Annotated in this window: 28 protein-coding genes; 13 read left to right on the plus strand and 15 right to left on the minus strand. The window is 36.5% G+C overall.

From position 1 onward, the window contains the following. Window position 1: 1 nt before the first annotated feature. Window positions 2-445 (plus strand): carboxymuconolactone decarboxylase family protein, encoded by a 444-nt coding sequence (locus NK356_RS09850; RefSeq protein ID WP_034697403.1) that lies wholly within the window; start codon window positions 2-4, stop codon window positions 443-445. Between the two features lie 483 nt (window positions 446-928). On the opposite strand, the gene NK356_RS09855 is transcribed toward NK356_RS09850, so the two are convergent. The 6 genes from NK356_RS09855 to NK356_RS09880 form a co-directional block, all read right to left on the minus strand. Then, on the minus strand, window positions 929-1,897 hold the full coding sequence (locus tag NK356_RS09855; protein WP_253316880.1) for a cyclase family protein: 969 nt from the start codon (window positions 1,895-1,897) through the stop codon (window positions 929-931). Window positions 1,898-2,066: 169 nt separating this feature from the next. Next, on the minus strand, window positions 2,067-3,050 hold the full coding sequence (locus tag NK356_RS09860) for an aldo/keto reductase (protein ID WP_034697547.1): 984 nt from the start codon (window positions 3,048-3,050) through the stop codon (window positions 2,067-2,069). 229 nt (window positions 3,051-3,279) lie between these two features. After that, window positions 3,280-4,032: a type 1 glutamine amidotransferase domain-containing protein gene (locus NK356_RS09865; protein WP_253316881.1), complete on the minus strand. Its 753-nt coding sequence runs from the start codon at window positions 4,030-4,032 to the stop codon at window positions 3,280-3,282. A gap of 2 nt (window positions 4,033-4,034) precedes the next feature. Beyond that, window positions 4,035-4,322 carry a putative quinol monooxygenase gene (locus NK356_RS09870; RefSeq protein WP_034697545.1) on the minus strand — a complete coding sequence of 96 codons (288 nt, stop codon included), beginning with the start codon at window positions 4,320-4,322 and terminating at the stop codon, window positions 4,035-4,037. 2 nt (window positions 4,323-4,324) lie between these two features. Continuing rightward, window positions 4,325-5,209, minus strand: coding sequence for an NAD-dependent epimerase/dehydratase family protein (locus tag NK356_RS09875; protein WP_253316882.1), 885 nt, complete (start codon window positions 5,207-5,209; stop codon window positions 4,325-4,327). After that, window positions 5,206-5,823, minus strand: coding sequence for an NAD(P)H-dependent oxidoreductase (locus NK356_RS09880; RefSeq protein WP_034697543.1), 618 nt, complete (start codon window positions 5,821-5,823; stop codon window positions 5,206-5,208). The genes NK356_RS09875 and NK356_RS09880 overlap by 4 nt, the downstream gene beginning before the upstream one ends. 401 nt (window positions 5,824-6,224) lie before the next feature. Between NK356_RS09880 and NK356_RS09885 the strand changes: the two genes are divergently transcribed. Together NK356_RS09885 and NK356_RS09890 are read left to right on the plus strand one after the other, a co-directional pair. Continuing rightward, window positions 6,225-6,971 carry a metallophosphoesterase gene (locus tag NK356_RS09885; RefSeq protein WP_253316883.1) on the plus strand — a complete coding sequence of 249 codons (747 nt, stop codon included), beginning with the start codon at window positions 6,225-6,227 and terminating at the stop codon, window positions 6,969-6,971. A gap of 40 nt (window positions 6,972-7,011) precedes the next feature. Beyond that, window positions 7,012-7,908, plus strand: a complete 897-nt coding sequence (locus NK356_RS09890) for a LysR family transcriptional regulator (RefSeq protein WP_034697541.1) — start codon at window positions 7,012-7,014, stop codon at window positions 7,906-7,908. On the opposite strand, the gene NK356_RS09895 is transcribed toward NK356_RS09890, so the two are convergent. After that, window positions 7,885-8,352, minus strand: a complete 468-nt coding sequence (locus tag NK356_RS09895) for an N-acetyltransferase (protein WP_034697540.1) — start codon at window positions 8,350-8,352, stop codon at window positions 7,885-7,887. The genes NK356_RS09890 and NK356_RS09895 overlap by 24 nt on opposite strands. Then, window positions 8,352-8,786: a GNAT family N-acetyltransferase gene (locus tag NK356_RS09900; protein ID WP_034697539.1), complete on the minus strand. Its 435-nt coding sequence runs from the start codon at window positions 8,784-8,786 to the stop codon at window positions 8,352-8,354. Before NK356_RS09900 ends, NK356_RS09895 begins: the two co-directional genes overlap by 1 nt. Before the next feature lie 360 nt (window positions 8,787-9,146). On the opposite strand from NK356_RS09900, the gene NK356_RS09905 reads away from it, so the two are divergent. The 4 genes from NK356_RS09905 to NK356_RS09920 all read left to right on the plus strand — a co-directional run bounded on the left by NK356_RS09905 (window position 9,147) and on the right by NK356_RS09920 (window position 12,754). Beyond that, window positions 9,147-10,022, plus strand: coding sequence for an aldo/keto reductase (locus NK356_RS09905; RefSeq protein WP_034697186.1), 876 nt, complete (start codon window positions 9,147-9,149; stop codon window positions 10,020-10,022). A gap of 101 nt (window positions 10,023-10,123) precedes the next feature. Next, the gene (locus NK356_RS09910; protein ID WP_034697185.1) at window positions 10,124-10,828 is read left to right on the plus strand and encodes a DNA alkylation repair protein; all 705 of its coding nucleotides are present in this window, start codon (window positions 10,124-10,126) and stop codon (window positions 10,826-10,828) included. A gap of 159 nt (window positions 10,829-10,987) precedes the next feature. Further along, entirely contained in the window at window positions 10,988-12,046 is a 1,059-nt protein-coding gene (locus tag NK356_RS09915) for a nitronate monooxygenase family protein (protein ID WP_253316884.1), read from the plus strand. 96 nt (window positions 12,047-12,142) lie between these two features. Further along, a complete protein-coding gene (locus NK356_RS09920; protein WP_034697180.1) occupies window positions 12,143-12,754 on the plus strand; it encodes a hypothetical protein in 612 nt (203 codons plus the stop codon). A 50-nt stretch (window positions 12,755-12,804) separates the two neighbouring features. Here NK356_RS09920 and murC read toward each other — a convergent pair whose 3' ends face one another. Genes murC through NK356_RS09940 form a run of 4 tightly spaced genes read right to left on the minus strand, consistent with a single transcriptional unit; the run spans window position 12,805 to window position 16,065 of the window. Then, the gene (murC, locus tag NK356_RS09925) at window positions 12,805-14,142 is read right to left on the minus strand and encodes a UDP-N-acetylmuramate--L-alanine ligase (protein WP_034697178.1); all 1,338 of its coding nucleotides are present in this window, start codon (window positions 14,140-14,142) and stop codon (window positions 12,805-12,807) included. Window positions 14,143-14,148: 6 nt separating this feature from the next. Next, window positions 14,149-14,586, minus strand: a complete 438-nt coding sequence (locus NK356_RS09930; RefSeq protein ID WP_034697176.1) for a hypothetical protein — start codon at window positions 14,584-14,586, stop codon at window positions 14,149-14,151. A gap of 15 nt (window positions 14,587-14,601) precedes the next feature. Beyond that, on the minus strand, window positions 14,602-15,408 hold the full coding sequence (locus tag NK356_RS09935) for a 1-acyl-sn-glycerol-3-phosphate acyltransferase (RefSeq protein WP_034697173.1): 807 nt from the start codon (window positions 15,406-15,408) through the stop codon (window positions 14,602-14,604). Between the two features lie 27 nt (window positions 15,409-15,435). Next, window positions 15,436-16,065: a CoA pyrophosphatase gene (locus NK356_RS09940; RefSeq protein WP_253316885.1), complete on the minus strand. Its 630-nt coding sequence runs from the start codon at window positions 16,063-16,065 to the stop codon at window positions 15,436-15,438. A gap of 480 nt (window positions 16,066-16,545) precedes the next feature. Here NK356_RS09940 and NK356_RS09945 point away from each other — a divergent pair, with 480 nt between their 5' ends. The 6 genes from NK356_RS09945 to NK356_RS09970 all read left to right on the plus strand — a co-directional run bounded on the left by NK356_RS09945 (window position 16,546) and on the right by NK356_RS09970 (window position 21,958). Continuing rightward, window positions 16,546-17,364 (plus strand): RIP homotypic interaction motif-containing protein, encoded by an 819-nt coding sequence (locus NK356_RS09945; RefSeq protein WP_034697163.1) that lies wholly within the window; start codon window positions 16,546-16,548, stop codon window positions 17,362-17,364. A gap of 119 nt (window positions 17,365-17,483) precedes the next feature. After that, entirely contained in the window at window positions 17,484-17,882 is a 399-nt protein-coding gene (locus NK356_RS09950; protein WP_253316886.1) for a hypothetical protein, read from the plus strand. A 7-nt stretch (window positions 17,883-17,889) separates the two neighbouring features. Beyond that, the gene (locus NK356_RS09955) at window positions 17,890-18,624 is read left to right on the plus strand and encodes a curli production assembly/transport protein CsgE (RefSeq protein ID WP_253316887.1); all 735 of its coding nucleotides are present in this window, start codon (window positions 17,890-17,892) and stop codon (window positions 18,622-18,624) included. An 11-nt stretch (window positions 18,625-18,635) separates the two neighbouring features. Then, window positions 18,636-19,046 carry a curli production assembly/transport component CsgF gene (locus NK356_RS09960; RefSeq protein ID WP_034697196.1) on the plus strand — a complete coding sequence of 137 codons (411 nt, stop codon included), beginning with the start codon at window positions 18,636-18,638 and terminating at the stop codon, window positions 19,044-19,046. A 24-nt stretch (window positions 19,047-19,070) separates the two neighbouring features. After that, a complete protein-coding gene (locus NK356_RS09965) occupies window positions 19,071-20,435 on the plus strand; it encodes a CsgG/HfaB family protein (protein ID WP_051934438.1) in 1,365 nt (454 codons plus the stop codon). An 11-nt stretch (window positions 20,436-20,446) separates the two neighbouring features. Continuing rightward, window positions 20,447-21,958 carry a carboxypeptidase-like regulatory domain-containing protein gene (locus NK356_RS09970; RefSeq protein WP_253316888.1) on the plus strand — a complete coding sequence of 504 codons (1,512 nt, stop codon included), beginning with the start codon at window positions 20,447-20,449 and terminating at the stop codon, window positions 21,956-21,958. A gap of 308 nt (window positions 21,959-22,266) precedes the next feature. On the opposite strand, the gene NK356_RS09975 is transcribed toward NK356_RS09970, so the two are convergent. The 3 genes from NK356_RS09975 to NK356_RS09985 form a co-directional block, all read right to left on the minus strand. After that, the gene (locus NK356_RS09975; RefSeq protein WP_253316889.1) at window positions 22,267-22,917 is read right to left on the minus strand and encodes a response regulator transcription factor; all 651 of its coding nucleotides are present in this window, start codon (window positions 22,915-22,917) and stop codon (window positions 22,267-22,269) included. Between the two features lie 213 nt (window positions 22,918-23,130). Further along, window positions 23,131-23,598 (minus strand): OsmC family protein, encoded by a 468-nt coding sequence (locus NK356_RS09980; protein WP_034697157.1) that lies wholly within the window; start codon window positions 23,596-23,598, stop codon window positions 23,131-23,133. Between the two features lie 240 nt (window positions 23,599-23,838). After that, entirely contained in the window at window positions 23,839-25,398 is a 1,560-nt protein-coding gene (locus NK356_RS09985; protein WP_253316890.1) for a ribonuclease E/G, read from the minus strand. Window positions 25,399-25,609 lie beyond the last annotated feature (211 nt).

Consider the following 25,609-nt stretch of genomic DNA (forward strand, 5'->3'; position numbering starts at 1 on the left):
TATGAGCGCAAGATTGAATATTGCAACAGTAGATTCAGCAGCCTATAAAGCCATGCTGGGATTGGAAGGGTATTTACAAACGATTTCTTTAACACATATTCAGAAGGAACTGATTAAAATCAGAGCTTCACAAATCAATAAATGTGCTTTCTGCCTTGATATGCATACCAAAGATGCCATCAAATACGGAGAAAATGCTCAGAGAATTTTTATTCTGAACGGATGGACGGAAGCAAAAGAATTTTTCACTGAAGAAGAACAGGTGCTGTTGGCGATGACAGAAGAAATTACACTGATCAGCGACAAAGGTTTAACCGAAGAAACGTATCAGAAAGCGAAGTCTTTCTTTGATGATAACCAGATCGCTCAGATCATTATGGCGATCATTACGATCAATGCCTGGAACAGGATTGCAGTAAGTACTCATCTTCCGATTGCAAAATAGTGAAATCAGGGAGTGAGTAGATGGAGGATGGAAGTTGATGAAGACTGCATCATCTACGGATGTTTACTTTATTTAAAAAAAACGGCCTTTCAAATTTTTGAAAGGCCGTTTTGATGCAAGATGTAAAGTGACAGTGTAACACAGTTCGGGTATTAATTCTAAAAATAAATTCTTTGGTTCATTTTATTTTTTAAACCGGAATTACATTGTCTCTCCGTTTCTCGGATATAAAGGTAGTTTGAATTTTATCCAACCACAAAAGTCACAAAAGGTTTTATTTTAGAACACTTGAATTGACTTAAGTAACTTTAAAATGATACCGCAGAAAAGTTCACACAAGATGAAAATCAAAGATTTTCACAAAACTTAAGTGTACTTATTATGCATAAGAAGTGGTTCTGAAAAAACTTAAGTGTTTAAAACTTTTGTGCCTAAAATAATGAATAGAAAAGTTTAAACAACCTCATATTGTAAACATTTAATTTAATAAATAGCTACCGGATTCACATTCACCTGAGTAGAACCTACATACAAAGGCTGTCCCAGTACAAATAAAAATTCCCAGATTTTTTGCTTCACCAATGGACGGCTGTCAATCAGTTCCAGGTTATAAATTCCTTTTTTTGCGAGCATAAACTGATTGATAGGGAATTCTTCTTTACTTTTAGGGTTGGGATATACTTCAGAAGCCCAGGTATCACCACCAAAAGCAACGATTCCCTGATCGGCAAGCCATTTTGCAGCATCCATTCCGATGCCGGGTTCTGTTTCCAGGAATTGCTGATTGTTTTTACCGATCAATTCAAGCCATCCGGTATTAAAAAGAATGATATCACCCTTTCGGAGAGTAAGTCCCTGTTTCTTTAAAACGGATTTAATATCTTCGACTGTAAATTCTGTTCCTCCGGGTACGATTGATTTTCCATAATGAGCAGTCATATCAAGGACTACACCACGGGTAACGAAAGGAGGTACTTTTTCAACTCCCAGTTTTTTCACACCTTCTACGGTTACAAAATCTGTTGCTTTATTTCCGTTGTAGTAAGTATTATCAATACCGATGTGCCCGATACCGTTCAGCTGTGTTCCCACTCCGGTCCATCCGTTTACTAACTCGTCATTGAAGGTGAATTTATTAGGTCCTATGCTTTTTCCGCCCTGCTCTCCGGGCTGAATATTATATAAATTGAAACTTCTGTGTCTGAAAGCAGGCAGGTTTTTATCAATAGGAACGGCAAGTGCTAAGGTTTTGCCTTGTTTTACTAATCCTAGTGCTTGTTTTACGACTTCCGGTGTTAACAGATTGGCTGCTCCAATCTCATCTTTCGCACCGTAAACCGAAGGATACCATGATTTGTCTTCCGGATTGACGAGTGTCTGAGCTTTTAAACTAATGCTGTTGAAAGTCAATAGTGTAGCGAACCCGAACATTTTGATCAGATTATTTTTCATTTTTTATGAGGTTTGAGGTTAAGGGAGGGAAGCTGGAAGCTGGGGGAGGTTATTGAAGTCTGATAACAACTGAAGTTCTGTTAAATCAGATCTTTAAATCAGATAATGATCATTGATCAGAAGACTGATCTTATTTCCAGCCTCCTTCTTCCAGCTTCCAACATCTACATTAAATTTCGCTCAAAGCAGAATTGATAAAGCTTAATTCTTCCTGTGAAAGGTCAATAGACATTGCTTTTGCGTTTTCGATGGCTTGCTGTGCATTTCTTGCTCCTGCCAATACGACTGTGATTGCTGGCTGTAGCGTTGTCCATCTTAATACCAGTTGAGAAAGGCTTGCTCCTTTTTCCTGAGCAATAGGTTCTATTTTTTCTAAGAACGTTTTTACTTTATTCAGATCAAACTGAGAGAAATATCCGTTTCTGTGGTCATTATCTTTCAATTGGGTTTCTTTGAAATATTTACCGGTTAAAAGACCTCTTTCCATTGGGCTGTACACGATGATTCCTGTATTATTTTCCAAAGAATAAGGGACAAGATCGTTTTCAATGGCACGGTTCAGCATACTGTAAGAAACCTGATTGCTGGCAAGTTGTAAGGTTCTGTTAGCTTCTTTCATTTGAGCAACGCTGTAGTTGCTGACTCCTGCTGTACGGATTTTTCCCTGCTGGATCAATAATTCCATAGCTTCCATAGTTTCGGAGATAGGCGTTGTGCTGTCCGGCCAGTGAAGCTGTAAAAGATCAATATAATCTGTTCCTAATCTTTTTAAGCTCTCTTCAACTTCTTTGATAATGTTTTCTTTTGAAGCCAATTTGTACACGGGAATAGTTTTTCCTTCGTCTTCTGCATCAAAGAAAAACTCTCCTTTACCATTATTGCTTCCGTCCCATACCAATCCGAATTTTGTTAAAAGCTGGATTTTTGAACGGTCTTTTCCTTTGATGGCTTCACCGATCATTTCTTCACTCAGCCCGAAACCGTAGAATGGTGCGGTGTCAATAGAAGTTACCCCATGATCTAATGAAGCGTGAATAGAATTGATAGAATCCTGTTTTTCATTACCGCCCCACATGTTTCCGCCAATGGCAAAAGCTCCGTGTGTAATTGTTGATAATTCTAAGTCAGTGTTTCCTAATTTTCTATATTCCATTTTTGCTTGTTTTAAAATTGTTGTTGTGTTAAACCACCCCGTCAAAAATTCTTTGAATTTTCGCCACCCCTCCGGAGGAGGGGAATTCTCGCCGTTTCAATAGTGACACTTTTAAGAACTTTTCGGATTTAAAAAGAAATAAAATGTTCTTTTCTGTATTCTGAATAGCATCTTTTTTTATTTAAGCGTCTGAAAAACTTTTGTGACTTGTGTGGTTAAAAATTGTCTGTTATTTCTTTAATTCTTTTGCGATAGCTTCTCCAACGCTTTTTGCAGACTGTGGATTTTGTCCTGTGATCACTCTCTGATCGGTTACCACATGATTCTGCCAAAGCCCGGATTTTTCAAATTTTGCACCTCTTTCTTTCAGTTTATCTTCCAATAGGAAAGGAACAACGTTGGTTAATTTTACTTCAGCTTCCTCTTCATTGGTAAAAGCATTGATTTTTTTGCCGTCTACAAGATATTTTCCGTTATTGAGTTTGATATTCACCAAACCTGCAGGACCATGACATACTCCGGCTACAATTCCTCCGTTTTCATAAATTTTAGAAGCAATATCTGCCAGTTCTTTATTGTCTGCAAAATCCCACATTGCTCCGTGTCCTCCTGCATAAAAAATGGCTGAATATTCTTTTGGATTCACCTGTGATGGTGTCATAGAATGATCAATCTTGTTTTTGTACTCCTTGTTTTCCCAGAATTCCTTGTTGACAGGATCTTTCAAATCGAAGCCATCTACCGGAGGAGTTCCGCCTTTCGGACTTACAAAGTCAATTTCATATCCTGCCTGGTGAAGAACTTCCCACGGATGAGAAACTTCGCCCAGATAATATCCTGTATCCTCACCGGTACTGCCTTTTTTATCATGGCTGGTAACGACGAATAAGATTTTCTTTTTCATATTCTTTGATTTTTTGGTTTGTGCCTGAACGAATCCTATCGTAAAGACAGCCAACATTAACAACGCTAATTTTTTCATAATTAAATGATGTTGGTAAGATAAATCTGTGGTTTTTCCTGAAGCTTCTCATCTACCAAAGCTCCGAAAGCCTGGATGTAAGGCTGCTGATTGTGCTGAGCCAACCCTTCCTCGCTTTTCCAGATTTCGTAGAAAACAAATTCATTTTTGTCTTCAATACCCTGATGCAGGCTGTAAAGCTCACAAGCTTCTTCTTTTCTTGTTTCTTCTACCATATGCTGAAGAACTTCCAGTACTTCTGCCTGATGTTCTTCTTTGGCTTTTATAATAGCTGTAAGATGAATTTTCATAATTAAATAAAATTTTCAATTGAGTTATAGATAGGTTTCCAGTCCAATTCTGCTTTAGCTTTATCCGAGCTACATCTGCTGTTGGATGCAAAACCGAAATAGCCTCCCGCAGGACCGAATTTATTAACAGCTTCCTGTATACTTAATGATTCTGCAGGTTGTAGGCTGTATTTTTTACTGATGTTTTCTGCAATGTTTTTTAAAGAAGATGAACCATTTTCTGCATAATAAATAGAACCTCCTTTTGCTTTTTCCAATGCGAGTACATATAAATCTGCAAGGTCTTCAATATGTAAGTTAGACCAGATATTTTCTCCTTCACCAAAATAGACTCCATGTCCTTTTTCCTTAGAAAAATTGATGAGAGCGGGAATCTGGATGCTGTCTTTTTTTATTCCCAGACCTTCTCCGTAAACCATTGTAGGAACAATAACAATACTTCTTATATCTTTGTTTGCAGATTGCAGTACATAATTGTTGATAAGCACTCTTGATGCCATTTCCAGTCTTGGTTGCAAAGGGAAATCTTCCCTGAAGATAAAATCACTTTTTTGACCATTCTCTTTTCCTCCAAAAATGGCAGAACCTGAAGTGAAAATAAACGTTTTGTGACTTCCTTCCAGAGCTTTGATAAAGTTATCTGCTGCATAAGCATCATCTGCTGAATCTGCATTGTGAATAACTGCATCTACACCGGAAACCGCTGTTCTGATAAGATCTTCATCATGAATATTCCCCACAATAGCTTTGATTCCTAATGATTCCAGTTCCTGTACATGGGTTTCATTACGAACCAGTCCTGTCACTTCATAATCCTTGTCTAGGAGTTTTTTTGCGATAGTTCCGCCAATATAGCCGGTAATACCTGTGATCAGTACTTTTTTCATGATACCAGTTCCGGTTTTAATTCTTTTTCAAATACATTTCTTACATGCGCTCTGTATAATGTCATATCACGTTCTACATTAGCATTTTTCTCTACATCGTGGAAGTGGAAGCTTTCCATTTTTTCTAGTGAAACAAAGGCATTCATTCTGTGGAAACCAAATAATGGTCCTTCATCTACACTTTTTTCACTAAAAAATTCTCCTGGAAGAGTGAAAGCCGTTGCAGGAGCATTCCAGCTGGTAGTCAGCATGTATTTTCTTCCTCCAAGCATTCCTCCTGTTCCGTAGTTGATTTCCGGATTCTCAGCATTTCTTCCGTCGCTCATATAAATTCCTTTGGCATGTCCTGCTGTGAACACTTCGTCAATATATTTTTTCAATCCGTTAGGCAATTGGAACCACCAGATTGGAGTGTGGTAAATGATATAGTCTGCCCATACAAATTTCTCCACTTCTTCATTCTTGTCATAGGTTTCACTTACATTGGTTATCTTTACTTCTACGTTCTCAAATTCTTTAAGAACGGCTAATGTATTGTCTGCAATAGTCTGATTATATTTTCCTCCGGAATGTCCGAAATTCTGTCCTCCGTTGATGATTAGTACTTTTTTCATTTTTTTATGATTGTTTGAATTTTACTCTGCAAAGTTAGAACGGATGTTTGTATAATAAAAATAATATAAATTATAGGATGTTATTATTTTTGTGATAGTTAATTAGGTTCAAGGTTTTGGGTTCAAAATTTAAGGTTATGTATGTGAATGGTCAATGGTCAATCCGCTTTGCTTGTGAATTTGTTATGTGTTTCGAGTTGCGTGATTCGAGGTTGAGTTCAACCGATTCGTTTGTGTATGCAGGTATTGCTAACCAGTAGTTACTCATTCACAAGTGACTTTGCGCAGCAAAAATTGACTATTGACCATTGACAATTTCCCTTTTCATGGTAAAATGTCATAGTATATCCGAGCTGAAATTCCTTTCCGTCATGTAAATTTGTCTAACAAATTGAAGGACAATGATACAGATAGCTGTTTTTAGTGATGTGCATGGAAATCTTCCTGCATTGGAAGTTGTGTTGAAGGATATAGAGCAAAGAGGAATCAGTCAGAAATTCTGTTTGGGAGATCTGGTAGACTTTGCACCCTGGGGAAATGAAGTAATAGAAAAAATCAGAAGTCTGAACATTCCTTGTCTGATGGGAAATCATGATGAAAGAATTGCCTTTGATATTCCTGTGATTCCTTTATCCAAGCATTCAGAAGAAGAAACAAACGCCAGATTTATTGCGATAGATCATTCTAAAAAACATATTACAGAATTCAACAAAAGATTTCTCTCCGAACTTCCTTTTCATTTAAAATTAAATTATAAAACAGGTAAAAAACATTGGAATATTCAGTTAGTGCATTCCAGTCTTGAAAGCAATGATACCTATTTATACGAATCTGAAAATGATGAGATTTTTACATCTATGCTGGAAAGTGCAGATGCTGATCTTATTGTCATGGGACACACCCATTTATCATTTAAAAAACAGTTTGATAATAATACCTGGGCTGTCAATTGTGGTTCTGTAGGACGTTCTAAAGAAGAAAACAGGCTGGCTTCTTATCTGGTGGTGACTTTAGATGAAGAAAAAATTACTCCTGAAATTATACAGCTGTCTTATCAGATTGATGAAACTGCCCGCCAGATAAGGGAAAGCGGGATTCCGGATTATTATGCGTCATTTCTGAAGAATGAAAATGTATCAATATTATAATTATTTTGTAATTTTGTATCAGAATATTAATAATTAAGTCATGGTTAATTTAGAATGGTATCGTACTTTTAAGGCGATCTATAAAACCGGGACATTGACAGGTGCTGCCGATGCTCTGTTTATATCACAGCCAGGAGTGAGCCTTCACTTAAGCTCATTGGAAGCTTATGTAGGATACAAACTATTCGACAGAACGGGTCGAAAAATGATTCCGACAGAAAGAGGAAAAGTATTGTTTAATGCAGTTGCCGAACCTATTACTAAACTGGAAGATGTAGAGAAAAATTTTCAAAAATCTACAGAGAAGCATACTCCTACCATCAGTGTCGGGATGTGTTTTGAGACTTTTCAGACCACTTTGGAGCAATATGTTTCTTCATTGCCTTTTAATCTGATTATCAGTTTCGGAGAATATCCTGAAATGCTGGATCAACTGGATAAGGGAATTCTAGATCTTATCATCACTCCCAAAAAAGGATCTTCACCCAATATCGAACATGAAGCATTCTCTTCGGAACAGATTATTCTGGTAGGAGGGAAGGATGTGGATAAAGCAGCTTTCAATAAAGTATTGAAAACAAAAGATGCAGAGCAGATTGAAGAGTGGCTGAAGAATGAAAAATGGTATGGAACCACCGGAGATATGGAACACCTTTTCCAGTACTGGATATTGAATTTTGGCCATAAACCGAATTTCCGTCCTAATTATATTGTTCCCAACATGAACTCGATCATCCGTTGTCTCAAAGGAGGGACAGGATTAGCCGTTGTTCCTGATTTTCTATGCAGAAATGACATTGAAAGCGGTGATATTCAGCTGATCTGGGAAGGAAAGAAAAAGTTTGAAAATACCCTGTATTTCGGTTGTCGTAAGAAAACAAATTATCAAACCGAAATAGAGCATATCAAAGGGTTATTCCGCAAGGTGATGGCTTAATAAAACCATATCTCTCATCTGTAAACCGTTTTCATAAATAGGAGCGGGATAGTTTTCAATAAAAAAATCTTTCAGGATTCCCCTTTTGATGAATCCGTTTTTCTCATAAAATCTGATCTGTTGGACACCGGTATCCGATGTTCCAACAGTCAGTGTTTTATAATGATTTTCTTTCGCAATTTCTTTTGCTTTGTCCATCAGGATGCTTCCGATACCTTTACTTCGGTAGCTTTCAATCACAGCAACATTTTTAATTTCCAGTTCAGTATTGCTTTTTCTGTACAATGCCATCACTGCAATGTTTTCAGTGCCGTCGTGTAAAAGATAAATGTCAGAATTGAAAATGTACTGATTGATTGCCTCTTTGGTTTCATCTGCCAATAGCAACAGATGATAAGGAATCTCTGAATCAGAGTGCAAGAGATTGAAAGTAAAATTTCCCATTACAGACTCATATGAATAAGTGGATAATTCTTTCCTGAACCGTCTTTTTCAGATCTTCCTGTCTTTTTGAACCCCATTTTTTCATAAAATCCAATGGCTTGAGGGTTTTGTTCATTGACATCTACTTTCGTCAATCCGGTTTTCTCTTTCATAAACTGATAAAGTGTTTTACCATAACCTTTTCCACGGGTATCATTATGTATGAAAAGCATTTCCAAATTACCTTCTGCTACAGAGGCAAATCCTTTAGATTCATTATCTTCAGTAATTAAATACACTTCCAGATTAGGAAGATAATCTCTTGGAATAGCTTCTTTGAAATAATTGAAATCCTCTTCGGCAAGAAAATCGTGAGTTGCTTTTACTGCTGATTCCCATATTTCCATAATTATCGGATAATCCTCTGCTGTAGCCAATCTGATATGTTGTGACATGATTTTAAATTTTAAACAAAAATAGGGAAAATGAATGTGAGAAGCTAGGAGAAGGGTAAATTTTGAGGCTAGAGGCTAGAGGCTAGAGGCTGGGAGATGGGAGATGGGTGCTGGAAGTTAGAAGTTAGAAGTTAGAAGTTAGAAGTTAGAAGTTAGAAGTGGACATAGTAGGTTTTATCGACCACTCATTCCCCTTCTCTGAAGGGGTGGATTTTTGCAAAGCAAAAAGACGGGGTAGTTTAAACAAACCTCATTAAATAACAATTTTTTAACAGGAACAGTAAAATTGGTAGGCAGGATTTTCAAATTTTTATTGCAAATTTGTTTATCACTTTATATTAATCATTAAAATAAAGATTTATGCAAAAGAAAACCTATACAGGACAACCTGTGGTAACATTAAATAACGGAGTGGATATTCCGGCTTTAGGATTCGGAGTATGGCAGATGGAAGATCTGAAAGAATGTGAAAATGCAGTAATCAAAGCTATTCAGACAGGATATAGAATGATAGACACTGCTGCTATTTATCAGAATGAAACTGCAGTAGGCGCTGCTGTGAAAAATAGTGGTGTAAACAGAGACGAACTGTTTATCACATCCAAAGTATGGGTTCAGGATCATGGATACGAAAAGGCAAAAAGTGCTTTTCAGAGAACGTTAGACAGATTACAGATGGATTATCTTGATATGTATCTTATCCACTGGCCATACGGAGATTTTCTGGGTACATGGAAAGCTTTGGAAGAATTATATCATGAAGGAAAAATCAAAGCGATTGGAGTGTGTAATTTTACCGTTGAGAAACTGGAGGAATTGAAAGCTAATTCAACCGTTTTACCCGTTATCAATCAAATTGAACTGCATCCTGTATTTCAGCAGAAAGAATTACAGGTGTATGACAGAGACAATAACATCGTAACTCAACCTTGGAGTCCGCTAGGAAACGGTAATGCGAATCTTTTAAGCAATCCTGATCTGAAAGCCATTGCAGAGAAATATGGAAAAACTGTAGCACAGGTAATTTTGAGATGGCATCTACAGGAAGGATTTGTAGTGATTCCGAAATCTGTAACCCCTTCAAGAATTGAAGAAAACTTTAATGTATTTGATTTTGAACTGACAGAAGATGAAATGAATGTTGTCCGTTCTTTAGATACTGGAAAAAGATTATTCTTTGATCCTAAAGACCCTGAATGGGAGCAAAAAATGCTAAATTCTGTAGCAGATATTTAATCCGGAATTTTATAAAAATACATCCCGCAGTTTTCATGAATTTGCAGACTTTCGAATCTGAAATATTGTGAGATTTGCGGGATTTTTAAATCAATATAACCATGACTGCAAAAGAATTCATAGAAACACTCGCATTATTTAAAAATGAAAAAGAACTTAATAAAGCTGAGAAGTTTTTCAAAGGAAATGATGGTATTACCAAGAGTTTCGGGGTGAAATTCGGAGATGTTTTTACTACGGCGAAGGCATTTTCGATGATGCCTCTGGATGAAATCAACAAGCTTCTTGACAGTGATTTTTATGAAGTAAGAATGGGAGCGGTAAGTATTATGGATTTTCAGGCGAGAAGTAAAAAAACGTCTGAAGACCGGAAGAAAGCTCTTTTTGATCTCTATCTCAACCGTCATGATCGTTTGAATAACTGGGATTTTGTAGACAGAGCAGCCAGAAGTATTATTGGAGAATATCTTATCGATAAACCAAGAGACATTTTATACAAACTTGCTGATTCCGAAAGTCCATGGGAAAGAAGAACAGCGATAGTAAGCACTCATGCATTTATCAGACAAAATGATGCTGAGGATACTTTTGCCATCGCAGAAATCCTCGTTCACGATCCAAACGAGCTTGTGAATAAAGCTGTAGGAAGCTGGATTCGGGAAGCCGGAAAAAAAGACAAAAAGAAATTACAGCATTTTCTCAATACTTATGTTAAAACAATGCCTGCTGTTACATTTTCTTACGCAACTGAAAAACTGGATCCGGAATCAAAATTATATTACAAAGAGCTCAGGAAGAAAAAGTAAATCTTCATTTATTCAATATACAATAGAAGTTGATCAACAGCCTTAAACTCTAAACATTGAACCTTAAACCTTGAACTTTGAATAAATCGTGAGCAATATCATATTCTGGAATAAAAAGTATTGCTTTGTTCTTCGTACATTTTAATTAAAATAATTCTTATGTTTTGGCCGGATACAATCAGTAAAAAATTAGGGATAGAATATCCTGTAATTCAAGCTCCAATGTTTGGTGTGAGCACGGTACAGATGGCTGTAGCAGCTACAAAAGCAGGTTGTCTCGGATCACTGGCGCTGGCTGATCTTTCTGCAGATCAGTCTGTGGAATTGATCAGAGAAATGAAGACACAGACTGATCAACCTTTTGCAGCGAATATATTTGTTCATCATATTCCTGAAGTGACAGATGCTTTGAAAGAAAAATATAGTAAAACCAGGCAGTTTATAGAACAGCTGGCAAAAGAAAATGCTATAGAAGTTCATCTTCCGGACCTTGAAGAAATTAGTGTCAACGGCTATCATGATCAGGTGGATGCTATTATTGAAGAAAAATGTAAGATTTTAAGCTTTACTTTCGGAAATCTTGATGATGAGAGTATTCAGAAGTTAAAAGAAAATGGAGTTACCCTTATCGGAACCTGCACTTCTGTAAAGGAAGCCTTATTGCTTGAAAAATCCGGTATTGATATCATTTGTGTTCAGGGAATTGAGGCTGGAGGGCACAGAGGGAGTTTTGAAGCAGACAATATTCCGCAGATCGGAGGTTTATCTTTGCTCTCACAAATCTATGAACAGGTAAATGTTCCTTTGATCTATGCAGGAGGAATCTACGGAGTAAGAACATTAAAGGCTGTGAAAGACTTAGGTGCGCAAGGCTTTCAGGTTGGGAATCTTCTATTGACTTCTCAGGAAAGTGCTCTTTTACCTTTTGAAAAAGAAAGGTTGAGAAAGGTAAGAGAAGAGGAAATTGTTTTAACGAAGAGTTTCTCCGGGCGGTATGCAAGAGGAGTGAAAAACCATTTTATAGAAACAGTAGAAAATTCAGAATATATTTTACCTTATCCTTATCAGAACAAGCTGACCAATGCTTTACGTAAAGCAGCAAAATCTTTGCAAAATCCAGAATTTGTAGGAATCTGGGTTGGACAGTCTATCCATCAGTATAGCGAACTTTCTACAGAAGAAATTTTGAAGAAACTGATCAAAGAATGTGAAAGATGAATCTGTATGTTCTAATTTGATGATAATTTTATATTTTCGTACATCAATATCATTGATCTGCCCCCAATATAAAAACTAAAATCAATAAAAACATCCATGAAATATTCAGAAGGAATTCAGAGATCACTTCCATTCGGGTATCTTTTTCTCGTTGTAATGGGAATATTAAAAGAGAGTGTCTTCTACTATCAGATCAATATTAATATTCTAAAGTACTCAACAATAATGGATATTCTGATAAGTCCGATTGCTACTTTGACGGCTCATCCCATTATATTGATTGCCCTGATTGGTGTTGTTGTATTTTCATTTGCTTTTCCCTCTTTTTTATCAAAGCAGGCCAATAAAAATAAACGTTGGGCATTACAAATGGCATCGCTCAAAGAACATGAAAACATGAGTAAAGAAGCTATTGAGAATCATTTTACCAATATGTTTGTGAGATTTCTTGCCATGATGTTACTGTCTTTCTTTGTAGGAATAGGATGGGGAGAAGGCCTTGGGCTCACCAGGAAGATAAAGGAAAACAAGCTTAAATATGACTATAAATTAAACTATGGTGATGAAAGCTCTGAGCAGGTACATCTGATAGGATCCAACAGTATGTATTATATTTATCTGGCTAAAGGAAATAAAACGATAAAAATAGCACCGGTAGGTTCCATAAAAAGTATGGAACTGACCAACAATAAAAAGTTGATCGATTAAAAATAAACTACCATAAAAAAAGCTTCAGAATATACTCTGAAGCTTTTTATTTATTTTGTTAAGTCTAATCCGCCAAAATTTCCGGAACTCATCATGAGATAAACACCATCTGTTTTATCTAATGTATTCCAGTAGGCATGTAGATCTTCAGCATTCGTGAAAACCTTCAGCTTTTCATTCTTGAATTTTTCTTTAATAAACTCAGGAGAAATAGGTTCCATTCTCTTGATCTTCAATGCGTCTTCAGAATAGAAAACAATGGCTTCCTCCAGACCATCCATGGCGTGGTCATACTGCTCAAGGAAAGCAGGGTTTAAGCTTGAATAGGTATGAAGTTCCAGGAATCCGTATTTCTTATCCTTTTTAAATTGTTCAGCGAAGGCTTTTACAGCTGCTTTCACCTTACTTGGTGCATGGGCAAAATCTTTGTAAAGCGTCCCTTTATCTTCTCTTTCTACTTTTTCAAGACGCTTGGATGCTCCTTTGAAGCTCATGATCGCCTCATAGAAATCTTCATCCATAATCCCAAGTTGTTGGCAGATATGTCTTGCACCTTCAAGATTCAGTAGATTGTGTGCTCCAAAAACAGAAAGAGGAACATCTCCCATTTCGGTTTTTAAATACACTTTACCATTATTGATTTCGTATTCAGGCGTTTTATAAGGAATCTTTCTGAAATAGTTCTCTGCATTTTCCACTACTTTCACTACTTCCGGATCTTCTTCATTATATACAAGAACTCCGCCTGCTGTAATACTTGCCACAAACTTTCTGAACTGCTCAATATAATCATCAAATGTTTTGAATACATTGATATGATCCCATGCAATACCGCTCATCAAAGCAATATTAGGCTGATACAGTAAAAATTTTGAGCGAAGATCAATAGGAGAAGAAAGGTATTCATCACCTTCCAACACCATGAAATCATTATCCTGAGTCAGCTTTACCATACAGTCGAAACCTTCAAGCTGAGCGCCTACCATGAAATCCACATCTTTCTGATGGAAATTCAAAACGTGAAGGATCATTGAAGTAATAGTCGTTTTACCATGTGATCCGGCAATAACAACTCTTGTCTTGTTTTTAGACTGTTCGTACAGGAATTCAGGATAAGAATATATTTTCAAGCCCAGTTCTTTTGCTCTTGCCAGCTCAGGGTTATCCTGATGTGCGTGCATTCCAAGAATGACAGCATCAATATCCGAAGTGATCTTTTCCGGGAACCAGCCCATTTCCTGAGGAAGAATTCCTTTCTTTTCCAATCGGGATTTTGAAGGCTCAAAAATAGCGTCATCAGAACCTGTCACCTGATATCCTTTGTCTTTTAATGCGATTGCAAGATTATGCATGGCGCTTCCGCCAATGGCAATGAAGTGGGTTTTCAATTGTATTTACTGTTTTTTAACATTAGTATTAATGATCTGCTGGAAAGCTTCAAGAATATTGTTCCAGTTGGTGTTGTAATTCGGAATAATCATACTTGCATCCGTTTTACTGCCTTCATTAGGACCTTTCTTGACATTGATGGAAGTTGAAATATTGTCGTACAATTTTTTACGGTCTTCCTGTATTCTTCTGAAATTATTCTGAGAAAGAACCTGATCCAGTTTCTTTAAATCTTCATCAGAAATTTTAAAATCCTGTTTGTATTTTTTTCCCTGTCCTTCAAAAGAGTAGTGTACATTATTTCCTTTGATAAGAAGATTTTCATAAATAGGAGCAACACCTCCGCTTTTCGAATAGCTGATGTCAAAATCCGAATATACCTTTTGGCTGTTGCATGAAACTAATACTATGATTGCGAATAAGATTCCAAGTATTTTGTTCATAATTTTTAATTTACTTTAATTATTTGAGTCCTTTTGTTCTAATTTTTTAGCTTTAAGTTCTTCATCATAACTGTGTAATACATTGAAATCTTCTGTCTGCTCAATAGCAGTCATAATTTTCAATAAAATTTCCGGTGCTTTTTCATTATCATAATCAATATCCAAAGGAGCTTTGAATTCCATCGTAGGTTTTACACCGGTTACCTTTACGCGGAGTCCTTTTTTATCAAAAGCTCTTCTGAATCCGTTTATTTTGATTGGAATTACTATAGGACGCTGGTTTTTTACCAATTTGGCCGTTCCTCTTCGTCCCTGTGCAAAAGCGGAAGTAGTTCCTTGAGGGAAAGTAGCTACCCAGCCATTGTCCAATGCTTTCATAATATTATCCACCTCACTCATGTCTACCATTCTGTTGACATTTTTCCCTTCAGCTCTCCATGTTCTTTTTACGGTTACAGCACCTGCAATTTTGAAAATTTTGGGAAGAATACCTTTGTTCATGGTTTCTTCAGCTGCTACATAATAAAAATCGATCTTTGGGTTCAGCAGATAGATCGGGTTTTTTATCGTATTTAAATATCCGTTGTTTACAGCACAGAAGGCATGGTACATTGCCGCCACATCTGCAAAATACGTCTGATGATTGGATACAAAAAGGACATTAGAATCCGGGAGATCCACAAGGTGTTCTGTACCGGTTATTTTTAACTTATTAAAGCCATTGAATCTTCTGTAAGACACAATACCTAAAATAAAAATAATAAACCTTTTCAAAAAATAAGGAGTTCCGAATGCATCGGTGAAAATATTTTTCTTCGCCATCTCTCAATTAAACACGGTAGTGCAAAGTTACATTTTTTTCAGCAACTGACTGAATTCACTTAATATCATTGCTGTAGCACCCCAGATGATGTATCCGTTGAAATTAATAACCGGAACATCATGTCCGGCTGCACTTGGCAGAGCCATAATTTCCGGGGTATCCGACAGGTTTAAAAAGGAAGTGATGGGAAATTCTATGGTTTCCACAGCTTCTGTCTGCTGAAGAACAAAGGCCGGATTCTTTTTGGTATAAGAGATATAGGGATATACATAAAAATTGCTTGGCGGAATATAGATAGGAGACATTTCTCTGATGATCCTTACATAATGTTTATCTATTCCGATTTCTTCAGAAGTTTCACGAACTGCTGTTTCAGCAAAATCTCTGTCCATTTCCTCACGCTTTCCTCCAGGCAGTGAGATCTGCCCGCTGTGCCTGTCGTGCTCATTAATCGTTCTTTGAATCAATGGAAAATACCACTCGTTGTCCTTTAGATAGAGAACAATATTGACAGCCGCAAATTTGGGATTCTTTGACAATACTTCATCATAAGTAAAAACGGGACGGTAGGGAGGCGAGAATACTCCATGGGCGTGTTCACCGGGAAGTTCCACGCTTTTTATTTTTCTCAATAAATCTTTTCCAAAATTTTCCATAGCTCAAATTTAGCAATATATCTTGAAGAAATAAGTGCCTTAACATTAATTAACCTATGAGAAAGACCGCATTGTAGCCGGAAATATTTACTTCTTAAATCCAATGAGATATCATGAATGATAAAATACAATCTATTTCACTTTCAGTCTTGAATTTTTAATATAAAATTGATTTTAGGTTGAGATAATAAATTTGACAGGAGTTTGTAAGAAAAAGCGTAAAACTCTGAATTGTGATGTTTTAAAAATATAAAAGATCGGGTTTATTCAGAGTAAATCATGATTGAAGAAAGGTTAATATTCACTGACGATGGATTTGCTTGTAAATCAACATGTTGTGATAGTGTTTTTCCGTAACGGTAAATAATGACTTGTCCAACTGGAAACCGTGATTTTCAAAATTTACACTTTGATGGTGGTTTTTCATTTTGACGGGGAAGCTACCTTTGCCTTACTATTAACCAATTAATTTTTACTAAGATGAAAAATTTACTTACAGGTGTACTTACACTATTCGCAATGAGTTTCGGATTCGCACAATTCAATATTGATGTGACTACTCAAACAGGAAACTTAAATGTTGCTACAGTAGACCAGACTGGTCTTTTGAACATCAATTCTCTTACACAGACAGGGAATCGTAATACTGCAGATATTGACCAGGTAGGAATTTTTAATGTCAATAATGCACAAAGTATCGGAAACAGAAACTCTGTAGATGTAGATCAGATGGGAATTGCAAACTCAAATGAAGTGTTGCAGATGGGAAACAGAAACTCTGCTTCAACTTGGCAGTTAGGAGTACTTAACTCTACAGAACAAACTCAGATCGGAAGAAGAAATGATGCTTCTTCAGTACAGATTGGATTAGGAAACTATGTTTTCCAATATCAGGATGGAAGAAGAAATGATGCTTCTGCTGTTCAGATAGGTCTTGGTAATGATGCTTATCAAATTCAGTTAGGAAGAAGAAATGATGCAAGTGCCCTTCAGTTAGGAGCTAATAATGTTCTTGTTCAGTACCAGGATGGTGATGATAACAGTGCCAGCCATGCTCAAGTAGGGTCTGGTAATATTGCCGCCTCACTTCAAATTGGAGATGACAACACCACTGCAGGATTACAGGTAGGTAATGGTAACCAACTTTATCAGTTCCAGATAGGAGATTCCAACACAGCTATAGACCTTCAAATGGGTAATGGTAACTTTACCTGGGTAGCTCAGAGCGGTCTTGGCCATGTTCATGTAGGAACTCAGATGGGTAATGGAAACTCAATGATTGTAAATCAGTCGAATTAAGCCCTATAACAACATACTGTAAATCTTAGAAATTGTAAAGGAGAAACTGCAGTGTTTCTCCTTTTTTAACCCCTTCGATTTTCTCCGTTTTGTTATCATGTAATTTTAATACTAAGGCTATGTTTAACTTGAAATGGAGTGTTTTGGCTCTTTTCACAATGTTGCCACTACATGCACAGGAAATAGACTGGGATAAGGTCAACAGCAATACAATCTTTAATCTTATAGCCAGACAACAGACAGATCAGAGTTCTTATGGATCCGATATCATTCAGATAGGAGACTATAATAATGCCGAACTTTCCCTTAACGCCCGAACCAATATTATAGTAAGACAGCTGGGAGATTTTAATACCCTGTATTTTATCAATTCATTCACAGATAAAGAAACAAAAGCTGCCATTACTGCACAGGGAAACAATAATATTATTGATGTTACAGGAAGCAACAGTATTTCGGATGGAATTCAGATTAATGTAAAGGGAGATAATAGGACAGTTTTCATGAGAAACTATTAAAACACAAATGATGAAACTTTTATATTCCCTTAGCTTGGGTACATTTTTTACCTTCCTGTCTGTATGGGTTTATGGGCAGGAAGATAAGAAAGTAAATGCAAGGATAGAGAGTAGTGTTCTTGAAAACCAGGTCAGATTAAAAGCAGTGGTAATCAATAACACCGCTGTATATAAAGAACTGAATTACCTTTTGATTTCTATTAAAAAAGGAAATAGTGGAAATCTCTCCAACAATCAGCAGAACGGTAAATTTTCCGTCAATCCCAATGAAGTAAAAGTATTATCAGAAATCAGTGTGAATCTCGAATCAAAAGATGCTCTCAAAGCTTTCCTTTACATCAGGGATGAAGAAACCCAGAAGCTGATTGCCAAAGACAGTCTGGAACTGAACAGCGACCTTTTCAAAAAAAAAACAGCTAAGATAGAAGAAGATGCTGCTTATGAGCTCAGAGGACTTACCATCGATGAGACAAAAACCAAAGTAGGAAAAGACTTTTATGATATGTTTTACATGCAGTACAGTCAGCTTCCTGATAAAAGCAGTAGCGTAATAACTATTACAGAACTTCCTCTCCGCGGAACAAGTGGTCAGATTAATATTCAGATGGAAGATAAAATTATTTACAGTTTTATGACCAATCCGGCAGAGGATTATTTAAAAGAACAACTAGGCTATAGCTTAAAATATATCAAAGAATTTAATGCCAAGAAAAATCTTATAAAAAATGAATTCATCTATTAAAAATGTCCGCCATGAAAACGTTTATCATTATTTTGACATGTATTGCGGGTATTTTCTACGGAAAAGCTCAGCAGCTCGTCTATAAGCCGGTAAATCCAGCCTTTGGAGGAGATACATTTAATTATCAGTGGCTTTTAAGCTCTGCTAATGCACAAAACCCATTTGATGAAAAAAATGATTTCAGCGATTTGCTGGATCGAGTGAACTCTCTTGATAGTTTTACTGAAAGTCTTAACAGGCAGATCCTCAGTGAGCTTTCACGAAAACTGTTTGAAGAACAGTTTGGTGATGGAAACATAAAACCCGGAAATTATCTTTTCGGTTCCCTTTATCTACAAATTACCAATACTAATCAGGGACTTTTAATCAATATTTTGGATACCAGCAATGGCGATCAGTCCGAGATCGTAATTCCAAAATAGGTAATCACTAAAAATAAACTTACCATGACAACCTACACTTATACCAGAATCTTTTTCTGCACCTTCCTGCTATGCATTTTGCAGGCCTGTAGTTCAATATTTGGTTTACCTTCGGATCCCGAAAAACCAACAATGGGAGAGGTTACATCTTCCACCGCAGAATTAAAAAATCTTCCGCTTCCCAAAGAGAAGATTGTAATAGGAGTCTACAAATTCAGAGACCAGACCGGCCAGTATAAACCTTCCGAAAATGGAAACAACTGGAGTACGGCAGTCCCTCAGGGAACTACAACCATTCTTATCAAAGCATTAGAAGACAGCCGCTGGTTTGTCCCTATTGAAAGGGAAAATATAGCCAATCTTCTCAATGAAAGACAGATCATCCGTTCCACCAGACAGGAATACATCAAGGATGCAGACAAAAACAATCAATCACTTCCACCTCTTTTATACGCCGGGATTCTTCTCGAAGGCGGCGTTATCTCATATGACAGCAATATTCTGACCGGAGGACTTGGAGCAAGATATTTCGGAATCGGAGCTTCCACACAGTACCGTCAGGACAGAATTACCATCTATCTCCGCGCTGTCTCTACACTTAACGGAGAAATTCTTAAAACGGTTTATACTTCTAAAACCATTCTTTCAACCAGTGTTAACGGAAGCTTTTTCAGATATATTGATACTGAAAGATTACTGGAAGCTGAGGTAGGTCTGACTCAAAACGAACCTGTTCAGCTCGCCGTAACAGAAGCAATAGAAAAAGCTGTGAAAGCCCTGATTGTTGAAGGAATCAGAGATAAAATATGGGGGAAGGCAATAGATGAGAATGGAGGATATCAAAGCTTAATCAACGAATACAACAGAGAGCAGGAGCAAAATAATGACAGAGCTGTTGGAGGCAGATATCCGCAGGATTACAGACAGAAAGTATCCATATTTGCCAATGTTGAAGGACAGAAAGTTAAAGATGACTATGTAGGTCCTAAAATGAATGTTGGTGGAAAAATAGGACTTAAATATTTCCTTACTCCTTATCTGAATATGGAACTGAACGCAAGCTATTTTACGCTTGAAAATTCAAATATTGTGAAAAGAAACTACTATGGTCCTGAAGTGAATCTGGAATACATCCTTTTTCCAAAATACAGATTCAGTCCATTTGTTTATGGTGGAGCAGGAGCGTTGTATTCAAAATATAAACCCCAATATAAAGCACAGTTCGGTGGCGGGCTGGAATATATGATCAGCAAGAATTTTTCGCTGAGAGCCTCCGCCCAATATGACCTTGGCTTCAAAGACGACTGGGAAGGCCTTGTAAACGGAAAAAGAAAAGATCAGGCTTTGCGCTTTGGAATAGGAATCAACTTTTACTTCGGAAACAAATAAAAACACGAACTATGAAAACTATAATTAAAATATTCAGCATATTCATCTTTGCTTTTTGTCTGTTTTCATGCAATGAAGACCTTGTAGAACAGGCTCAAACAGGAATGTTAAAAGGAAAAGTCGTAAAAAGAGGTAGCAATGTGCTGCTTTCTAATGTGAAGATATTTACCAATCCTACGACACAAACGGTTTTCAGTGGTACAGACGGTTCATTTGAAATCGCTGCCATGCCGATAGGTAATTATTCTGTAAAAGCAGAACTTTCAGGATATATCACAAGCTTTCAGTCAGTCAATATACAAAATCAAAATCAGGTGGTAACGGTAGTTTTTGAGATGGATGATGATACTTCATTGAATTCTCCTCCCGCTACACCACAGTTGCTAAGTCCGATAGATAACGCAGTAAATCAACCTTTGAGCGTCGAATTAACCTGGAGCGCAACAGATCCCGATACAGCAGATGTATTAAGATACAGTCTGACCATTAAAAATAATCTTGACACTAATGTGATTCAGGTTAATGATTTGACAGCAAACCACTATACGCTTTCAAATCTGAAGTTTGGTGTAAGTTACTTCTGGCAGGTGTCTGTTTCGGACGGCATTCACCAGCCAGTTTTAAGTTCTATCAGTAAATTTACCACCAATACAGTTCCGGCCAACAGGTATCATTACGTTCAGAAACAGAATGGAAACTTTGTGATTATTTCCAGTGATGACCAGGGAAATAACTTCCAGTTTACCAGTTCTTCCTACAACAGCTGGCGACCGCGCAAAAATAATAATGCAGGTCTTATTGCATTCCTTCGTACGGAAGGTGGAAGTACCCATCTTTATACTGCCAATCCGGATGGCTCCAATCCATTTAAAGTAACAACAGTGGCTGTTGCAGGTTTTAATAACTATGAAATGGACTTTGCATGGAGCACAAATGGTAAAGAACTTATTTATTCCAACTTTAATAAGTTATACAGGATTAATAAAGATGGAAGCGGGCTGAGCTTAGTGTATACAACTCCGGACGGAAGCCTGATCTCCGAATGTGACTGGAGCTATGATGGCAGTAAAATAGCATTGAAAACCAATGATTATAACGGATATAATACTAAAATTTATGTAATAGACATCAATGGTGCTGTTCTTAAAACGGTATTGTCAGGTACTGCAGGTGCCAGCGGAGGTTTGAACTTCTCTGTAGACGGACAGCTTCTTCTCTTTACCCGTGATATGTCCGGATATTTGGATGGAAGTGGGAATTACCGTCAGCTGGATTCACATATCTTTATCTATAACCTTGTTACAGATGCTGTGAGTGATATTTCTGCAGAAAGCGAAAAAGTACTGGGAACGAATGATCTCGATCCTAGGTTCTCACCAAATAATGCTCAGATTATCTTCATGAATACCTCCAACGACAATATTTCTCAAAGGAATGTAATGGTGATTGACCTTAGTAGTACGCTGACCGATATGACAAGAACAACTCTGTTCAGTAATGGAGAAATGCCGGATTATGAGTAAGGTATAACGTTTAATGTTCAATGTTTAATGTTTAAAGTTCAATGTTTAATGTTTAAAGTCCAAGGTTTTAGTTTTAAAGTGAGGTATGAGATCATATCTGTACCCATTAGAGATAAATTTAGAATTAATTAAATAAGTTTTTCATTGTTAAGTCTCTGATTTCTCTGCCTCACTTTTTATGCTATAGACTTTGATTATATTTGACAATAAAAATTCTCCCTGAAGAAATGCTAACATTAAAATCAGGGGTAAAAAAAATTCCAGACTTTGTATAAGCCTGGAATTTTTGAGTGATTCATGGAAGTCTTTCAGTCGATGATATGATTCTCTATCGCATATTTTACAATTCCGACTGAGTTTTTGGCATTGAGTTTCAAAAGAATTCTTTTTCTGTGTGTTTCTACCGTATTGATACTGATAAATAATTTTTCAGAGATATCTTTACTGCTGCAGCCGTCACATATGAGTTTGAGGATTTCCATTTCGCGACGGGTGAGAGGTTCTTTGATATGAGGATTGGGTTTTCCCTGTTCACTACTAATAAAATTGATCATTCTTTCCTTGGCATGATCACAGATGTAGATCTCATTAAGAAGTAAAACATTGATGGATTTAACAAACTCGTCATAGGAACAGTTTTTATCCAGATAAGCTTTAATACCTTTATTGAAGAGTTTTCGGATGTCAATCACATCATATGAACTCCCAATGATGATGATTTTGGTATTTTTATGTTCTGAAATAATACTTTCCACCAGCTTGCAGATTTCCGAAAGCATGAGCATGTTGGAACTCATTACAAGCATTTCTGGAGGTTCTTCTTTTAAATGTTTGGAAAGGTTTTCTAAAGAATTACAAATATCAATGGTACTGAAAATTTTGCTTTGGGTAAGCAGTCTTGATAATCCCTCTGTGTAGAGCATGGGCTCATCAAAAATGGTCAATCTTGGTTTCATCATGGTTTGTTTTGTTTATATAAAAATAGGAAAAAAACTTCACATTTTGAATGAAATTGTTAAATATTTTAAAATTATTATGTTTTTATTAGTAGTAAAACGTTATTTTTATTGATTTTTCATTAAATAATTCTCTTTTTGTGGAGTTTTTGGGAGTTATTGCTGTTAAAATCTATTATTCATCGTTATTTTCAAAGGTTATTTCGAAGTGTGGTACTATTTAACTAACGTGGTAGGGATATGCTTTACCGGAAAATTAACAGAATTGGCAATGAAGCAGAATTCGTTGGCCTTATGATGAAGTTGCTCCGCTTTTTCTATCATAGATTCTTCTGCAACCGTTACGGTAGGGTGTAAAGTTACTTCTGTAAAATGACCGCTTCCACTGGCTGTTTCTGTCATGATGCCTGTGGCTTCATCAGTGTAGTCTGTAACAATGATCCCAGCTTCAGAACAGAAATGAAGATACCATAGCATATGACAGGAGGAAAGTGAAGATAACAGCATGTCTTCCGGATTGTGTTTTGTTTTATCACCTCGGAACGCCGGATCAGATGAACCTTCAATAATAGTTTTGTTTTCTGCTGAAATAGTATGACTTCTTTCATAATCTCTATAACTGCTTGTTCCCGTTCCCTGGTTTCCTGTCCACTGAATGGTGATTTTGTAATGGTGGTTTTTCATATTTTAAAGATAAAAGATAAAAGATAAAAGATAAAAGATAAAAGATAAAAGATAAAAGATAAAAGATAAAAGATAAAAGATGTTGTTATTAAAATTCAATAGGGGTGGGCTTTAGCCCGCCTAACAATAAGATGTCGATCCATTGGCTTCAGCCAAAACTTTAAAAAATCTTATTTTTTGCTTACCAAAGTAAGGAAAGATAACAAAAAAACCTCCAGAAAACTGAAGGTTTTAAATTTTTTAATTAGAGAATTCTATCAATTCTTCTTTTTTGGCATTGTAGATTTTGTATTCTAAATATTTAAAAGAATCCCTTGGAACAATGGTTACCCACTTTTTGTATTTGATAAACCATTTCATCTGGATACTTTTAATGCCTTTTGTAAGGTAGGCTTCCACAAATGGGTGTACATGCAGGTAGATTTTTCCTTTTTCTTTCTGCAGGATATTTCTTAAAGTTTCACCCATTCTTTCCACGATAACAATAGGAGCTACAATTTCTCCGTCTTTGTTCGGGTTTTCTTCTTTGGTATCGATCTGTTTTTCCGGACGGTTTCTTTGTCTGGTGATCTGAATCAAACCAAATTTACTAGGAGGAAGGATTTTGTGGCGAGCCTTGTCGCGCTTCATTTCCTCTTTCAGATGCTCGTAAAGATCTCTTCTGTGATCAGAATTCGGCATATCTATGAAATCGATAACGATGATACCTCCCATATCGCGGAGGCGAAGTTGTCTTGCGATTTCTGTAGCGGCCATTTTGTTCACTTTCAGTGCGTGCTCTTTGTTGACAGCAGTTCCGGTAGTAATATTGTTTCCGGAGTTGACGTCTACTACGTGAAGTGCTTCTGTGTGTTCAATAACAAGATAGGCCCCTTTAGAACTTGGAATGTTTACGTGTTTTCCAAAGCTCTGTTTAAGTTGTTTTTCAACATTGTAATATTCCAGAAGAGGAATATGGGAATCATAAAACTGGACAATATTTTTCTTTTCAGGAGCAATTACTTCAATGTAATTTTTCATTTCGTTCACCATCTGTTCATCGTCGCAGATAATATTTACGAAGTCCTGGTTAAAATTGTCTCTTAGAATAGCTGAAGCTTTGTCTTCTTCGCTTAAAACTTTAGACGGAACTTTATTTCTCTGAATGTTTTTGAAAGTGCTTTCCCACTTCTGAACCAGCTGATTCATATCATTATGCAGGTCGGCAACTTTTTTGCCCTCCGCTACAGTTCTGATAATGACCCCGAATCCTTCAGGCTTAATGCTGTCAATAAGGGTTCTTAGTCTTTCTTTTTCCTCAAAGCTTCTGATTTTTTTGGAAATAGAAACTTTATTGTCGAAAGGAATTAAAACCAGAAAGCGTCCTGTTAATGAAATCTGGGTAGAAATTCTTGGTCCTTTGGTAGAAATAGGTTCTTTGGTAATTTGTAAAAGAACCAGATCGTCCTTGGCAATTACTTTGTCTACCGTTCCGTTTTTGTCTATTTCGGGTTGTATCTCGAAATTCTTTAAGCTCGAAGTGCTTTGTTTTTTGGAAATAGTATCTTTTAAAAACTTTCTGTATGTAAGATACTGAGGGCCCAGATCCTGATAATGCAGAAATGCATCCTTGTCATATCCGATGTTGACGAATGCAGCATTCAGGTTTGGGGCTAGTTTTTTTACTTTTCCTATAAACAGATCTCCAACTATAAAATCGCTTTTGTCTTCTTGCTCATGAAGTTCACATAGTCTTCCGTCTTCCAGCAGCGCAATCTTTGTAAGATCATCTTCATGCGAAACTATTAGTTCTTTCTTCATTTTTTAATAAGATAAAATTGTTAAGATTATAGACGCAGATGTTTTTTATGGATTAATTCATCTATTAAATATAAGGATTTTGAATGAAAACCATTATATGTTTATTAAAATAATATTTGAAACCCTCCGTTTTCCGCGGAATCTTATAGTTGCAAACAAAAATATAGTTAGTGAACTTTAGAAATTTAAATCCACCAACTATATTATTATA

This window comes from Chryseobacterium sp. S0630, assembly GCF_024158915.1.
Lineage (GTDB): Bacteria > Bacteroidota > Bacteroidia > Flavobacteriales > Weeksellaceae > Chryseobacterium.